Raw genomic sequence first — 16,242 nt, forward strand, 5'->3', positions numbered from 1 at the left:
CTCGACGCAAATACCAAGAAGAACAGACCTTCAGAGTGGAGAGAAGACATGAGCAGGATAGGAATTCTCAAGTCGTTGATGTCACCGGTCCGGGCCGGCGCAATGGCTCTTATGGCTGTGTGCATCGGCGCGGGTTTGGTTTCTGGATCAGCCGCCGCGGATGACAATCCCTATGGTCTTATTGACGCGAAAGTCATTAGCGTTGGTACCATGGGTGATGCCAAGCCCTACGCTTTCACCCAAGCGGATGGCACATTCACCGGGTTCGACATCGAATTGTTCCGCAACGTCGCCAGCCGCCTTGGATTCAAGCCGGACCAGGTGATCTTCACCGGCCAGGAATTCTCGGCACTGATGCCTTCGGTTGCGAACGAGCGCTTCGATGTCGCGGTCGCGGCAATCGGCACGACGGAAGCGCGCAAGAAGACTGTCGACTTTTCTGACGGGTATCTTGCAGGTTATCTCTCTGTGCTTACGTCCGACAAGGCGATCACGTCGGCGGAGGGGCTCAAGGGCAAGCGCCTCGGCGTCGTGCAGGGAACGCTCCAGGAAATCTACGCGACGAAGAACTTTGTCGGAACGGATCTCGTCAAATTCCCCGACAACAACTCCGCCGTTTCCGCGCTCAACAACGGAACCGTCGACGCGCATTTTCTCGATTACGAGGCCGCCAAACAATATGGCGGGCAGTATCCGGGGCTGGTGATTGCGATCAATATTCCTTCCTTCGATGCCCCCGCAGGCTTCGTGTTGCGCAAGGGCAATGACAAGTTCCGCGACGCATTGAACACCGCCCTTCATGCGGCCATGCAGGACGGCACTTGGAAAACGCTCTATGAGAAGTGGTTCCCCGGCTCGCCGATGCCCGATCAATACCTCCCCAAGAAGTAACCGCACCCGGCCGCTGGCATTTATGCCGGCGGCCGGACCACGGGCTGCCGCGCCTGATCTCGGACGATGCGGACAGTGCAACCGAAAGGGGGCCGAATGAACTGGCTTGAAAACTTGCGGCGCAGTTTCCTTGACTGGCAAGCCATGGCGGACGTGCTGCCGAGCATGATCACCATCGGATTGAAGAACACCTTGATCCTCGCGGCAGCGTCCACGGTGCTGGGTGTCGTTCTCGGCATGATCCTGGCAGTCATGGGCATCTCGCAATCGCGCTGGCTGCGCCTTCCGGCCCGGGTCTACACGGACATTTTCCGTGGCCTTCCGGCGATCGTCACGATTCTTCTGATCGGTCAGGGCTTTGCCCGCATCGGCCGAGAAATCTTTGGGCCTTCGCCCTATCCGCTTGGCATTCTGGCCCTCAGCCTGATCGCCGGCGCCTATATCGGCGAAATCTTCCGCTCGGGCATCCAGAGCGTCGAGCGCGGGCAGATGGAAGCCTGCAGGGCGCTCAGCATGAGCTACGGGCAGGGCATGCGCCTGATCGTGATCCCGCAGGGCATCCGCCGCGTCCTGCCGGCGCTGGTCAACCAGTTCATAGGCAACGTCAAGGATTCGAGCCTCGTCTACTTCCTCGGTCTGCTCGCGTCGGAGCGCGAGATTTTCCGTGTCGGTCAGGACCAGGCGGTGGTCACCGGAAACCTCTCGCCATTGCTGCTGGCTGGCATGTTCTATCTCGTCATCACCGTGCCGTTGACCCATATGGTCAACTACATCGACAATTCGCTGCGGGTCGGAAAGCAAAAGGGCGGCCTCGTCACCAGCGGTCTTGCTGAGGTTAGCGAACTGGAAAGCGCCATCGGCGGGCCACCTTCGGAGACCAGCCCTGAAGATCGCTCGGCGCTGCCACGGTTCAAGGGCGGTAGTCTCGCCGTCAGCAATCTCGACATGGCCTATGGCGACCTCGATGTCCTGAACGGCGTCAGCCTGATAGTCAAACCCGGCACCGTCACCTGCGTCATTGGTCCGTCAGGGTCGGGCAAGTCGACCCTGCTGCGCTGCCTTAACCGCCTGGTCGAACCCAAGGGCGGTGACGTGCTGCTCGACGGCGAGAGCATCCTGGCGATGAAGCCCGAAAAATTGCGCCGGCGTGTCGGCATGGTGTTCCAACAGTTCAATCTGTTTCCCGACCACACAGCCCTCGAAAACGTCATGCTGTCGCTGACCAAAGTCAAGGGCATTCCGGTGCAGGAGGCCGAGCGCCTCGCCGAGGCGCGCCTCGCCGATGTTGGCCTTGCCGCACGCAAACACCATCGTCCCGGCAGTCTTTCCGGTGGCCAGCAGCAGCGGGTGGCAATCGCCCGGGCACTCGCAATGGACCCGGAGGTCATTCTGTTCGACGAGGTGACGAGCGCTCTCGATCCAGAACTGGTGAAGGGCGTTCTCAACCTGATGGCGGACCTCGGCCGGCGTGGCATGACAATGGTCGTGGTGACTCATGAAATGGGGTTTGCCCGCAAGGTCGCCGATCAGGTCATCTTCATGGATGAGGGCCGTGTCATCGAGGCCGGCACGCCCGCTGCGATCTTCGACACTCCGAAAAGTGCGCGCTTGAAGCACTTCCTTGCCGAAGTGCTGTAATCCGCATCATCGCTTGGCCGAGAGACGCGTGGAAACGCCTTCGCCCCGGCCGCTCAACCTATCCACTGCACACTGAAAGAACATCCCCATGGCTACATCACATCCGGTCTCAAAGGTCGTCGTTGTCGGGGGCGGCATTTTCGGTGTCTCCACAGCCGTTCATCTTGCGCGGCTTGGCATCGAAACGATCCTCGTCAATGATGGACCGCTCGCCCAGGGGGCGTCCGGCCGCTCGCTCGCCTGGCTCAATTCGGCGCGCAAGCGGTCGGCTGAGTATCATCGCTTGCGGATGATCGGTATCGACCGCTACCGAACCTTGTCAGCGAGATATCCGGATGCTGCCTGGCTGCGTTTCGACGGCGGCCTGACATGGGATGCGGACGACGCCTCGAACCAGATCGCGGATGTCTTCGCCCATGAAAAGGACCTCGGCTATGACGCACAACACCTGTCCGCAGCTGCCATAGCGTCGGTCACGCCAGGCGTTGCCGCAAGCGCCGTCACGCCACAGGGTGCCATTTTCAACCCGGGCGAAGGCTGGGTCGACCTGCCGTCGCTGATCGATGTATTGAGTGCGGAATTCGTCGAGCGCGGTGGGCGATTGGTCACTGATGCCGGCAGGGCCACGGTCACGGTTGTCGACGGTCGTGCCACTGGCGCCACCACGACAAGCGGCATCAACTTTCCTGCCGATGCAGTCCTCTTGGCGACCGGCGGTGATGTGCCGCGAATGGTTGCGGCCTCAGGCCAGCATATCGCAGATGGGACACCGATCGCCCTGCTGGTTAGGACCAGGCCGGTCGACTTGGCTCTTCGGGCCGTGCTCAACACGCCGCGCGTCGCCATCCGCCCGACGCCGGACGGAGCCCTCGCGCTCGATTCCGCCTGGTCGGAAGAAGAGGTGATCATCAATGCTGACGGCACCTATGGCGTGAAAGATTCGACGGTTGAAGGGCTTCTCAAAGAAGCCGCGAAGGTCCTTGAGGGGCATCCAAAGCTGGAATTGGAGAATTATGGTGTCGGCCCCAAGCCGATTCCCGGCGACGGCGAGCCTGTATTCGGCCTGTTGAGAGACATCCGGGGATACTACGTCGCCTTCAGCCATAGCGGCGCGACGCTTGGCCTGATTGCCGGCGAGCTGCTTGCCGGAGAGATCGCCACCGGCAATGAACACCCGCTGCTTGCTAAGTTCCGCCCAAGCCGCTTTGATATTTCTCCGCGCTAGCCTTTGAAAACCGGCGGCCCGCTTGCCATATTAGCGTGATTGGGGCATAAGGGCGCCATAGCCGGGACGGAACGACTGGATGGTTCCGAGGCGGCGTTTGGTCATAAAGCGGACACTTGCCACTTGCGTGGATCAAGAATCGGTTTTATGTAGACGAAACAGACACGCGACGCGTGGAGCTGGGAAGCCGGCTTTACGCGTCTGATTTGCATGGGCGAAATGTTTGCGCTGATTCGGCGCGAAAACCAGCCCATGCGGCACGTCCCGGCCAGCGGGATCATCCAGGGGACCCGGCCAACGGGTCTTGAAGACAGAGCGGCATATGGCTTCGAAAACCACAAATCCTTTCGTCTTTCTCCAGCAGGTTCGCGCGGAGACCGCCAAGGTGACTTGGCCGTCGCGGCGCGAAACGATGATCTCGACGGTCATGGTTCTGGCTTTCGCTGTGATCGCGATGATCTTTTTCTTCACAGCCGATCAGCTCATGGGCCTCGCGGTCGAGCAGATTCTTGGCATCGGACGCTAAGTCCGGCGATTACGGAGAAGTCTTGAAATGACTGCGCGGTGGTACATCGTCCACGCCTATTCGAACTTTGAAAAGAAGGTCGCCGAGGACATCGAGAACAAGGCCAAGCAGAAGGGCCTGTCCGCCGATATCCACCAGATCGTGGTGCCGACCGAGAAGGTCGTCGAGGTTCGTCGCGGTCGCAAGGTCGATGCCGAGCGCAAGTTCTTTCCGGGCTATGTGCTCCTGAAGGCCAACCTGACCGACGCGGTGTTTTCGCTGGTCAAGAACACGCCGAAGGTCACCGGCTTCCTGGGCGACTCCAAGCCGGTGCCGATCACCGAGGCGGAAGCGCAGCGCATCCTGAACCAGGTACAGGAAGGCGTCGAGCGGCCGAAGCCTTCGGTCACGTTCGAGATCGGCGAGGCGATCCGCGTTTCGGATGGTCCCTTCGCGTCGTTCAACGGTTTCGTCCAGGAAGTGGACGAGGAGCGGGCGCGGCTCAAGGTGGAAGTTTCGATCTTCGGGCGCGCTGTGCCTGTCGATCTGGAATTCGGACAGGTCGAAAAAGGCTGATCCGAAATCCCTGCGCCAAGCGCGTCAGGGAAAGGCGGCGCGGAGATCGCGCGGCTTTTGAGAACGGTGGGAGACGAGTGCGGCTTTAGCCGGCCGCATGGATCGCACCACCAGACTGCAACCGCCGGGGTTTCCCAGATAGTGGGGCCGGCATAGACAAAGGCAGGAAAAGAGATGGCTAAGAAAATTGCAGGCCAGCTCAAGCTCCAGGTCAAAGCGGGATCGGCCACGCCGTCTCCCCCGATCGGCCCGGCGCTTGGTCAGCGTGGCATCAACATCATGGAATTCTGCAAGGCGTTCAACGCGCAGACCCAGGAAATGGAAAAGGGATCGCCGATTCCGGTCGTCATCACCTACTACCAGGACAAGTCCTTCACCTTCGTCATGAAGACGCCGCCGGTGAGCTACTTCCTGAAGAAGGCGGCGAACCTGACGTCGGGTTCGAAGGAGCCGGGCAAGATCAAGGCCGGCACGATCGGCCGCGACAAGGTTCGCGCCATCGCCGAGCAGAAGATGAAGGATCTGAACGCAAACGACGTCGAAGCGGCCATGCGCATGGTCGAGGGCTCCGCCCGCTCGATGGGTCTGGAAGTGGTGGGCTAAGATCATGGCAAAGATTGCAAAGCGTGTATCGAAGACCCGCGAAGGCATCGATCCCAACAAGGCTTACGCCCTGGGTGAAGCGCTGAAGCTGCTCAAGGACCGTTCCTCGGTCAAGTTCGACGAGACCGTCGAAGTCGCCATGAATCTCGGCGTCGACCCGCGCCATGCCGACCAGATGGTCCGCGGCGTGGTCAACCTGCCGAACGGCACCGGCCGCTCGGTTCGCGTCGCCGTGTTCGCACGTGGCGACAAGGCTGACGAAGCTCGCGCCGCTGGCGCCGACATCGTCGGTGCCGAGGATCTGGTCGACATCGTCCAGAAGGGCACGATCGATTTCGATCGCTGCATCGCCACGCCGGACATGATGCCGCTCGTCGGCCGTCTCGGCAAGGTGCTCGGCCCGCGCGGCATGATGCCGAACCCGAAGGTCGGTACCGTCACCACCGACGTTGCCGCCGCCGTCAAGGCATCGAAGGGCGGCGCCGTCGAGTTCCGCGTCGAGAAGGCTGGTATCGTTCATGCCGGCGTCGGCAAGGTCTCGTTCGAGGTCAAGGCCCTGGAAGAGAACATCCGCGCTTTCGCTGACGCGGTGACCAAGGCAAAGCCGGCTGGCGCCAAGGGCAACTACGTCAAGAAGGTGTCGGTCACCTCGACGATGGGCCCGGGCCTCAAGCTCGACGTCTCGACGCTCGCAGCGTCCTGATAAGCATGATTGGGATCAGCCGTTAAAGGGCTGATCCGCAAAAGAATTCCGGGCCTCCAATCTAGGTTGGCGGCCCGGTGCCGGAAGTCGAAAGGCTTCCGGACATCCTGTCCGAGATTGCAGGCGGCCCGAGCCTTAGATTGAAAAGGGGGGCCTTAATTCATGTGGGCCTGCATGAGACGGGTGAAGACCGGACAACGGAGCGACCGCTCCAATGAAAGGTTCGAACCGTGTTTGCCTTTTGTCTGCGCATCGCCGGCTTGGCCGTCGATGTGGCGAAAGGGGGCAGGATCCTCGAGCGTCGTTCGGGAGATCCGTTACTGGATGGCCCGGCCGACAAAAGGCAACCCGACGCCTGTCCTCGTGAATGGGAATGTTCCCGTTAACAGGATGGGGGTCAACTGGAGATAGGCAGTGGACAGAGCGGAAAAACGCGAACTCGTCACGGGCCTGAATGGTGCGTTCTCGAACGCAGGTTCAGTGGTCGTGGCCCACTACGCCGGTATCACCGTCGCGCAAATGAACGACCTTCGGTCGAAAATGCGCGCCGCCGGTGGCACCGTCAAAGTCGCGAAGAACCGTCTCGCCAAAATCGCTCTTCAGGGCACGGACTCCGCATCGATCATCGACCTGTTCAAGGGACAGACGCTGATTGCTTATTCGGAGGATCCGATTGCGGCGCCGAAGGTCGCGTCCGATTTCGCCAAGGGAAATGACAAGCTCGTCATTCTCGGTGGCGCAATGGGCACCACCTCGCTCAATGCCGACGGTGTGAAGGCACTCGCCACACTTCCGTCGCTCGATGAGCTGCGCGCCAGGCTGGTTGGCATGATCGCCACGCCGGCAACCCGGATCGCCCAGATCGTCAATGCGCCAGCGGCTTCGGTCGCGCGCGTCATCGGCGCTTACGCCCGGAAGGACGAGGCGGCATGAGGCCGTTCCTCGCTATCACAAACACACGTTCGAACCTGATGAAGGAATACAACAATGGCTGATCTCGCAAAGATCGTAGACGACCTTTCGAAGCTGACCGTCCTCGAGGCGGCCGAGCTGTCGAAGCTTCTGGAAGAAAAGTGGGGCGTTTCCGCCGCTGCTCCGGTGGCTGTTGCCGCCGCTGGCGGTGGTGCGGCTGCTGCTGCTCCGGCCGAGGAAAAGACGGAATTCGACGTCGTCCTCACCGAGGCAGGCGCTCAGAAGATCAACGTCATCAAGGAAGTCCGCGCCATCACCGGTCTTGGCCTCAAGGAAGCCAAGGATCTGGTCGAAGCGGCTCCGAAGCCGGTCAAGGAAGGCGTTTCCAAGGCCGACGCTGACAAGTTCAAGGCCCAGCTGGAAGCAGCCGGCGCCAAGGTCGACCTGAAGTAAGCGTAAAAGCGGCGGACGGCCTCGCGCCGTCCGCCACTCCCTTCGCCCGGAGGGAGCACGCGTAGCGCGAGACGTACGAGAACCTCTTTCCTGAGGGCCGAAAATCGGCCTTCAGGAAACGGGTTTTCTCCCGTTTTAGCCGGCCGCCGACAGGCGCCGGGAAAACAGACAGAGGGTCGCCGCCCAGGTGGCCCAGAATGCAAGGCGAGCCGCGGCGAGGCTCGTCCCGAGTTTAGAGCTAAGGAGCGACGATGGCCCAGACCCAGACTTTCAATGGCCGCAGACGCGTACGCAAGTTCTTCGGAAAGATCCCGGAAGTTGCGGAGATGCCGAACCTGATCGAGGTTCAGAAGGCATCCTATGACCAGTTCCTGATGGTGGCGGAGCCCAAGGGTGGGCGTCCGGACGAGGGACTGCAGGCCGTTTTCAAGTCGGTCTTCCCGATCTCCGATTTTTCCGGCTCCTCGATGCTGGAGTTCGTGAAGTACGAGTTCGAAGGACCGAAATTCGACGTTGACGAATGCCGTCAGCGCGACCTCACCTACGCCGCGCCGCTCAAGGTGACGCTGCGTCTGATCGTGTTCGATATCGACGAGGATACCGGCGCCAAGTCGATCAAGGACATCAAGGAGCAGGACGTCTACATGGGCGACATGCCGCTCATGACCCTGAACGGCACCTTCATCGTCAACGGCACCGAGCGCGTCATCGTCTCGCAGATGCACCGTTCGCCGGGCGTCTTCTTCGACCATGACAAGGGCAAGTCGCACTCGTCGGGCAAGCTTCTGTTTGCCGCGCGCGTCATCCCCTATCGCGGCTCGTGGCTCGACATCGAGTTCGATTCCAAGGACGTCGTGCACGCCCGCATCGACCGCCGCCGCAAGATTCCGGTGACGTCGCTGCTGATGGCGCTCGGCATGGACGGCGAAGAGATCCTGTCGACCTTCTACAACAAGATCACCTACAAGCGCGCCGGCGACCACTGGCGCATTCCGTTCAACGTCGAGCGTTTCCGCGGCCTCAAGGCCGTCGGCGACCTGGTCGACGCTGATACGGGCGAAGTCGTTGTCGAAGCCGGCAAGAAGATCACTGCCCGCCAGGCCAGGGCGCTTGGCGAAAAGGGTCTCAAGGCGATCAAGGCGACCGACGAGGATCTGCTTGGCAACTACCTGGCCGAGGACATCGTCAACTACGCCACCGGCGAGATCTTCCTCGAGGCCGGCGACGAGATCGACGAGAAGACGCTGAAGGTGCTGCTTGGCACCGGTGAAAACGAGATCAAGGTTCTCGACATCGACCACGTCAATGTCGGCGCCTATATCCGCAACACGCTCAACGTCGACAAGAACGAGAGCCGCCAGGACGCGCTGTTCGATATCTATCGTGTCATGCGCCCCGGCGAGCCGCCGACGCTCGAAACCGCCGAAGCCATGTTCAACTCGCTGTTCTTCGACAGCGAGCGCTACGATCTGTCGGCCGTCGGCCGCGTCAAGATGAACATGCGCCTCGAGCTCAAGGCCGAGGACACCGTGCGCGTGCTGCGCAAGGACGACATCCTGGCCGTGGTCAGGACGCTGGTCGAACTGCGCGACGGCAAGGGTGAGATCGACGACATCGACAACCTCGGCAACCGCCGCGTGCGTTCGGTCGGCGAGCTGATGGAAAACCAGTACCGCGTCGGCCTGCTGCGCATGGAGCGTGCGATCAAGGAGCGTATGTCCTCGATCGAGATCGACACGGTGATGCCGCAGGACCTGATCAACGCCAAGCCGGCGGCTGCCGCCGTGCGCGAGTTCTTCGGTTCCTCGCAGCTGTCGCAGTTCATGGACCAGACCAACCCGCTGTCGGAGATCACCCACAAGCGCCGCCTGTCGGCGCTTGGACCGGGCGGTCTGACCCGCGAGCGTGCCGGCTTCGAAGTGCGCGACGTGCACCCGACGCATTACGGCCGCATCTGCCCGATCGAGACGCCGGAAGGCCCGAATATCGGTCTGATCAACTCGCTGGCCACCTTCGCACGCGTCAACAAGTACGGCTTCATCGAGAGCCCGTACCGCAAGATCGTCGACGGCAAGCTGACCAATGACGTTGTCTATCTCTCGGCGATGGAAGAAGCCAAGCACCATGTCGCGCAGGCCAATGCCGAGCTCGACAAGAATGGTGGCTTCGTCGACGAGTTCGTCATTTGCCGCAGTGCCGGCGAAGTGATGATGGCGCCGCGCGAAAACGTCGATCTGATGGACGTGTCGCCGAAGCAGATGGTGTCGGTGGCCGCGGCCCTGATCCCGTTCCTCGAGAACGACGACGCCAACCGCGCGCTGATGGGCTCGAACATGCAGCGTCAGGCCGTGCCGCTGGTGCGCGCCGAGGCGCCGTTCGTCGGCACCGGCATGGAGCCGATCGTTGCTCGTGACTCGGGCGCCGCCATCGGCGCTCGCCGCGGCGGCATCGTCGACCAGGTGGACGCGACGCGTATCGTTATCCGCGCCACCGAAGATCTCGATCCGGGCAAATCCGGCGTCGACATCTACCGGCTGATGAAGTTCCAGCGTTCGAACCAGAACACCTGCATCAACCAGCGTCCGCTGGTCCGCATGGGTGACCGGGTCAACAAGGGCGACATCATCGCCGACGGTCCGTCGACCGAGCTCGGCGATCTGGCGCTCGGCCGCAACGTGCTGGTCGCGTTCATGCCGTGGAACGGCTACAACTACGAGGACTCAATCCTCTTGTCCGAGCGCATCGTCGCCGACGACGTCTTCACCTCGATCCACATCGAGGAGTTCGAGGTGATGGCGCGCGATACCAAGCTCGGTCCGGAGGAAATCACGCGTGATATCCCGAACGTCTCGGAAGAAGCGCTGAAGAACCTCGACGAAGCCGGCATCGTCTATATCGGTGCCGAAGTTCAGCCGGGCGATATCCTGGTCGGCAAGATCACGCCGAAGGGCGAAAGCCCGATGACGCCGGAAGAGAAGCTTCTGCGCGCCATCTTCGGTGAAAAGGCATCGGACGTTCGCGACACCTCGATGCGCATGCCTCCGGGCACCTTCGGCACCGTCGTCGAGGTGCGCGTCTTCAATCGCCACGGTGTGGAGAAGGACGAGCGCGCCATGGCGATCGAGCGCGAGGAGATCGAACGCCTCGCCAAGGACCGCGACGATGAGCAGGCCATTCTGGACCGCAACGTCTACGCGCGTCTTTCCGACGTGCTCGTCGGCAAGGAAGCGATCGCTGGACCGAAGGGCTTCAAGAAGGGCTCGACGCTGTCCAAGGATACGCTCGACGAGTATCCGCGTTCGCAGTGGTGGCAGTTTGCGGTGGAGAACGAAAAGCTCCAGAGCGAACTGGAAGCCCTGCGTGGCCAGTACGACGACTCCAAGAAGGCGCTCGAACAGCGCTTCATGGACAAGGTCGAGAAGGTGCAGCGCGGCGACGAAATGCCTCCTGGCGTCATGAAGATGGTCAAGGTCTTCGTGGCCGTGAAGCGCAAGATGCAGCCGGGCGACAAGATGGCCGGCCGTCACGGCAACAAGGGTGTCGTGTCGCGGATCGTTCCGGTCGAGGACATGCCTTTCCTCGAGGACGGCACGCATGCCGATATCGTGCTCAACCCGCTCGGTGTGCCGAGCCGCATGAATGTCGGCCAGATCCTGGAAACGCATCTGGGCTGGGCTTGCGCCGGCATGGGCAGGAAGATCGGCGATCTGATCGACGCGTACAAGGTGGCGGGTGACATCAAGCCGCTGCGCAAGACGCTCGAGAGCTTTATTCCGGCCAACGACCGTAACGAGCCGGTCCGCGACTATGACGACGAGAGCATCGTTCGCCTCAGCGAGCAGATGCGCCGCGGCGTCTCGATCGCGACCCCGGTGTTCGACGGCGCGCACGAGGCTGACATCAACATCATGCTGGAGCAGGCGGGCCTGCACACCAGCGGTCAGTCGCAGCTCTATGACGGACGCACGGGCGAACCGTTCGATCGCAAGGTGACGATGGGCTACATCTACATGCTCAAGCTTCACCATCTCGTGGACGACAAGATCCACGCGCGTTCGATCGGACCGTACTCGCTCGTCACCCAGCAGCCGCTGGGCGGCAAGGCGCAGTTCGGTGGCCAGCGCTTCGGCGAAATGGAGGTCTGGGCGCTGGAAGCATACGGCGCCGCCTACACGCTGCAGGAAATGCTGACGGTGAAGTCGGACGACGTCGCCGGCCGCACCAAGGTCTACGAGGCGATCGTCCGTGGCGACGACACCTTCGAGGCCGGCATCCCCGAGAGCTTCAACGTTCTCGTCAAGGAAATGCGGTCTCTCGGCCTCAATGTTGAGCTGGAGAACACCAAGCTCGACGACAACCCTGTCCGGCTGCCCGACGCGGCCGAATAAGCAAGACGCCCGGCCGCGGGAAACCGCGACCGGGCGCACCAATTCTTCGGCCGGTGGCCGACACAAGACGGCGGGCGTTTGGCCCGCGCTAGATGCAAGGGGTTTTCGATGACCCCGAAAAGGAGAACGGCATGAACCAAGAGGTCATGAATCTCTTCAATCCGCAGGCGCCTGCGCAGGTGTTCGATTCCATCCGGATATCGCTTGCCAGCCCTGAGAAGATTCTGTCCTGGTCGTTCGGCGAGATCAAGAAGCCGGAGACCATCAACTACCGCACCTTCAAGCCGGAGCGTGACGGTCTGTTCTGCGCGCGCATTTTTGGGCCGATCAAGGACTATGAGTGCCTGTGCGGCAAGTACAAGCGCATGAAGTACAAGGGCGTCATCTGCGAGAAGTGCGGCGTCGAAGTCACGCTGTCGCGCGTTCGCCGCGAGCGCATGGGCCATATCGAGCTCGCCGCGCCCGTAGCCCATATCTGGTTCCTGAAGTCGCTGCCGTCGCGCATCGGCACGCTGCTCGACATGACCCTGAAAGACATCGAGCGCGTCCTCTACTTCGAGAACTACATCGTCACCGAGCCTGGCCTCACCGCGCTGAAGGAGCACCAGCTGCTCAGCGAGGAAGAGTACATGATCGCCGTCGACGAGTATGGCGAGGACTCGTTCACCGCCATGATCGGCGCCGAGGCCATTCACGACCTTCTGGCCGGCATGGACCTGGAGAAGATCGCCGGCGACCTGCGTTCGGAACTGGCTTCGACGACGTCCGAACTGAAGCAGAAGAAGTATCTGAAGCGGCTCAAGGTCGTCGAAAACTTCATGGAATCCGGCAACCGTCCGGAATGGATGATCATGAAAGTGGTTCCGGTGATTCCGCCGGACCTGCGTCCGCTCGTCCCGCTGGACGGCGGCCGTTTCGCCACCTCGGATCTGAATGACCTCTATCGCCGCGTCATCAACCGCAACAACCGTCTGAAGCGGCTGATCGAGCTGCGCGCCCCCGGCATCATCGTGCGCAATGAAAAGCGCATGCTGCAAGAAGCCGTCGATGCGCTGTTCGACAACGGCCGTCGCGGCCGCGTCATCACCGGCGCCAACAAGCGTCCGCTGAAGTCGCTGTCCGACATGCTCAAGGGCAAGCAGGGCCGGTTCCGTCAGAACCTGCTCGGCAAGCGCGTCGACTATTCCGGCCGCTCGGTCATCGTCACCGGTCCGGAGCTCAAGCTGCATCAGTGCGGCCTGCCGAAGAAGATGGCGCTCGAACTGTTCAAGCCCTTCATCTACGCCCGTCTCGACGCCAAGGGTTACTCCTCGACCGTCAAGCAGGCCAAGAAGCTGGTCGAGAAGGAACGTCCGGAAGTCTGGGATATCCTCGACGAGGTCATCCGCGAGCATCCGGTGCTGTTGAACCGCGCGCCGACGCTGCACCGTCTCGGCATCCAGGCGTTCGAGCCGATCCTGATCGAAGGCAAGGCGATCCAGCTGCATCCGCTGGTCTGCACGGCCTTCAACGCCGACTTCGACGGTGACCAGATGGCCGTTCACGTGCCGCTGTCGCTGGAAGCGCAGCTTGAAGCCCGCGTGCTGATGATGTCGACCAACAACATCCTGCACCCGGCTTCCGGCGCGCCGATCATCGTGCCGTCGCAGGACATGGTTCTGGGTCTCTATTATCTCTCGATCGTCAACCAGAACGAGCCGGGCGAGGGCATGGTGTTTGCCGACATGGGCGAACTCCAGCACGCGCTCGAGACCAAGGCGGTGACGCTGCACTCCAAGATCCGCGGTCGTTTCCGGACGGTCGATGCCGACGGCAAGGTCGTGTCGAAGATCCATGAGACGACGCCTGGCCGCATGATCATCGGCGAGCTGCTGCCGAAGAACGTCAACGTGCCTTATGAGACCGCCAACCAGGAGATGACCAAGAAGAACATCTCCAAGATGATCGACACCGTCTACCGCCACTGCGGTCAGAAGGAGACGGTCATTTTCTGCGATCGCATCATGGCGCTTGGCTTCAGCCATGCCTGCCGCGCCGGCATTTCGTTCGGCAAGGACGACATGCTGATCCCGGACGCCAAGATCAAGCTGGTCTCCGACACCGAGGCTTTGGCCAAGGAATACGAGCAGCAGTACAATGACGGCCTGATCACCCAGGGCGAGAAGTACAACAAGGTCGTCGACGCCTGGGCCAAGTGCTCGGAAAAGGTCGCCGACGAAATGATGGCCCGCATCAAGGCGGTCGAGTTCGAGGACAATGGCCGTCAGAAGCCGATGAACTCGATCTACATGATGTCGCACTCCGGTGCGCGTGGCTCGCCCACCCAGATGCGCCAGCTCGCCGGCATGCGCGGCCTGATGGCCAAGCCGTCGGGTGAAATCATCGAGACGCCGATCATCTCGAACTTCAAGGAAGGCCTGACCGTGCTCGAGTACTTCAACTCGACCCACGGTGCCCGCAAGGGTCTGGCCGACACCGCCTTGAAGACGGCGAACTCGGGCTACCTCACCCGTCGTCTGGTCGACGTGGCGCAGGACTGCATCGTCAACTCCGTCGACTGCGGCACCGACAAGGGCCTGACCATGCAGCCGATCGTCGATGCCGGCCAGGTCGTCGCTTCCGTCGGCCAGCGCGTGCTGGGTCGTACGTCGCTGGACGACATCACCCATCCGGTGTCGGGCGAGATTCTGGTCAAGGCCGGAACGCTGATGGACGAGCGTGACGTGGAAAAGATCGAAAAGGCCGGCGTCCAGTCGGTCCGCATCCGCTCGGCACTGACCTGCGAGGTCAGGGTTGGCGTCTGCGCGGTCTGCTACGGACGCGATCTTGCCCGCGGCACCCCGGTCAACCAGGGCGAAGCTGTCGGCGTCATCGCGGCGCAGTCGATCGGCGAGCCTGGCACCCAGCTCACCATGCGTACCTTCCATATGGGCGGTACGGCGCAGGTGGTGGACAGCTCGTTCCTTGAAGCCTCCTACGAGGGCAAGGTCGAGATCCGCAACCGCAACGTGGTGCGCAACTCCGACGGCCAGCAGATGGTCATGGGCCGCAACATGGCGGTGCTGATCCTCGACGAAACCGGCAAGGAGCGCGCCACGCACCGTCTCACCTATGGTTCGCGTATCTTCGTGGACGATGGCGACAAGGTGAAGCGCGGCCAGCGTATCGCCGAGTGGGATCCCTATACCCGCCCGGTCCTCACCGAAATCGAGGGCAGGGTGTCGTACGAGGATCTGGTCGACGGCATTTCCGTTCAGGAAACGGCCGACGAGTTCGACCGGCATCACCAAGCGTGAGGTCATCGACTGGCGCTCGACGCCGCGCGGCAACGACCTCAAGCCAGCGATTGCCATCCAGGACGCCAAGGGCAAGGTCGGCAAGCTGTCGAAGGGCGGTGACGCCCGCTTCCTGCTCTCGGTCGAGGCCATTCTTTCGGTCGAGCCGGGTGCTCAGGTTCGCCCCGGCGACGTGCTGGCGCGTATCCCGATGGAAAGCGCCAAGACAAAGGACATCACCGGCGGTCTGCCGCGTGTTGCCGAACTGTTCGAGGCACGCCGTCCGAAGGATCACGCCATCATCGCCGAGATCGACGGCACGATCCGCTTCGGCCGCGACTACAAGAACAAGCGTCGCATCATCATCGAGCCGCATGACTCGACGCTTGAGCCGGTCGAATACCTGATCCCGAAGGGCAAGCCGTTCCATCTCCAGGACGGCGACGTCATCGAGAAGGGCGACTACATCCTCGACGGCAATCCGGCGCCGCACGACATCCTGGCGATCAAGGGCGTGGAGGCACTTGCTTCCTACCTCGTCAACGAGATCCAGGAAGTCTACCGTCTGCAGGGCGTGTCGATCAACGACAAGCACATCGAGGTGATCGTTCGCCAGATGCTGCAGAAGGTCGAGATCACCACGCAGGGCGACTCGACCTACATTCCGGGCGACCACGTCGACGTGATCGAGCTGGAAGAGGTCAACGAGCGTCTGATCGAGGACGGCAAGAAGCCGGCCGAAGGCCAGCCGGTGCTTTTGGGCATCACCAAGGCATCGCTGCAGACGCCGTCCTTCATCTCGGCCGCCTCCTTCCAGGAGACGACCAGGGTGCTGACGGAAGCCGCGGTTGCCGGCAAGACCGACATGCTGCAGGGGCTGAAGGAAAACGTCATCGTCGGCCGGCTTATCCCGGCCGGCACCGGCGGCACGATGAGCCAGATCCGGCGCATCGCCACCTCGCGCGACGAACTGATCATCGACGAGCGCCGCAAGGCCTCCGGTGTGGAAGTCGCCGAGCCGATGCTGGCCGATATGACAACCGCTGCGCAGTAAGCGCGGCCGGGCCAATTCC

General features: G+C 61.9%; 10 protein-coding genes and 1 pseudogene. All 11 read left to right on the plus strand.

Annotation, left to right across the window (positions count from 1 at the left end; genetic code table 11):
- Positions 1 to 48: 48 nt before the first annotated feature.
- The 11 genes and pseudogenes from AC1RZR_RS22370 (at position 49) to rpoC (ending at position 16,223) form a co-directional block, all read left to right on the plus strand.
- Positions 49 to 891 carry an ABC transporter substrate-binding protein gene (locus tag AC1RZR_RS22370; RefSeq protein WP_481826029.1) on the plus strand — a complete coding sequence of 281 codons (843 nt, stop codon included), beginning with the start codon at positions 49 to 51 and terminating at the stop codon, positions 889 to 891.
- 96 nt (positions 892 to 987) lie between these two features.
- Positions 988 to 2,529, plus strand: coding sequence for an amino acid ABC transporter permease/ATP-binding protein (locus tag AC1RZR_RS22375; protein WP_477275033.1), 1,542 nt, complete (start codon positions 988 to 990; stop codon positions 2,527 to 2,529).
- 88 nt (positions 2,530 to 2,617) lie between these two features.
- The gene (locus AC1RZR_RS22380; RefSeq protein WP_481826030.1) at positions 2,618 to 3,754 is read left to right on the plus strand and encodes an NAD(P)/FAD-dependent oxidoreductase; all 1,137 of its coding nucleotides are present in this window, start codon (positions 2,618 to 2,620) and stop codon (positions 3,752 to 3,754) included.
- Between the two features lie 322 nt (positions 3,755 to 4,076).
- Positions 4,077 to 4,280: a preprotein translocase subunit SecE gene (secE, locus tag AC1RZR_RS22385; protein WP_013531408.1), complete on the plus strand. Its 204-nt coding sequence runs from the start codon at positions 4,077 to 4,079 to the stop codon at positions 4,278 to 4,280.
- Between the two features lie 27 nt (positions 4,281 to 4,307).
- A complete protein-coding gene (gene nusG, locus AC1RZR_RS22390; protein ID WP_013531409.1) occupies positions 4,308 to 4,835 on the plus strand; it encodes a transcription termination/antitermination protein NusG in 528 nt (175 codons plus the stop codon).
- Between the two features lie 174 nt (positions 4,836 to 5,009).
- Entirely contained in the window at positions 5,010 to 5,438 is a 429-nt protein-coding gene (gene rplK, locus AC1RZR_RS22395; RefSeq protein WP_006333334.1) for a 50S ribosomal protein L11, read from the plus strand.
- Between the two features lie 4 nt (positions 5,439 to 5,442).
- Entirely contained in the window at positions 5,443 to 6,141 is a 699-nt protein-coding gene (gene rplA / locus AC1RZR_RS22400) for a 50S ribosomal protein L1 (RefSeq protein WP_379097690.1), read from the plus strand.
- Between the two features lie 414 nt (positions 6,142 to 6,555).
- On the plus strand, positions 6,556 to 7,074 hold the full coding sequence (gene rplJ / locus AC1RZR_RS22405) for a 50S ribosomal protein L10 (RefSeq protein ID WP_095089664.1): 519 nt from the start codon (positions 6,556 to 6,558) through the stop codon (positions 7,072 to 7,074).
- A 54-nt stretch (positions 7,075 to 7,128) separates the two neighbouring features.
- A complete protein-coding gene (gene rplL / locus AC1RZR_RS22410) occupies positions 7,129 to 7,506 on the plus strand; it encodes a 50S ribosomal protein L7/L12 (protein ID WP_095089666.1) in 378 nt (125 codons plus the stop codon).
- Between the two features lie 251 nt (positions 7,507 to 7,757).
- Entirely contained in the window at positions 7,758 to 11,894 is a 4,137-nt protein-coding gene (gene rpoB / locus AC1RZR_RS22415; RefSeq protein ID WP_379097691.1) for a DNA-directed RNA polymerase subunit beta, read from the plus strand.
- Between the two features lie 131 nt (positions 11,895 to 12,025).
- Positions 12,026 to 16,223: pseudogene (gene rpoC / locus AC1RZR_RS22420) on the plus strand (DNA-directed RNA polymerase subunit beta').
- Positions 16,224 to 16,242: the final 19 nt, after the last annotated feature.

This window comes from Mesorhizobium bavaricum (assembly GCF_056781655.1).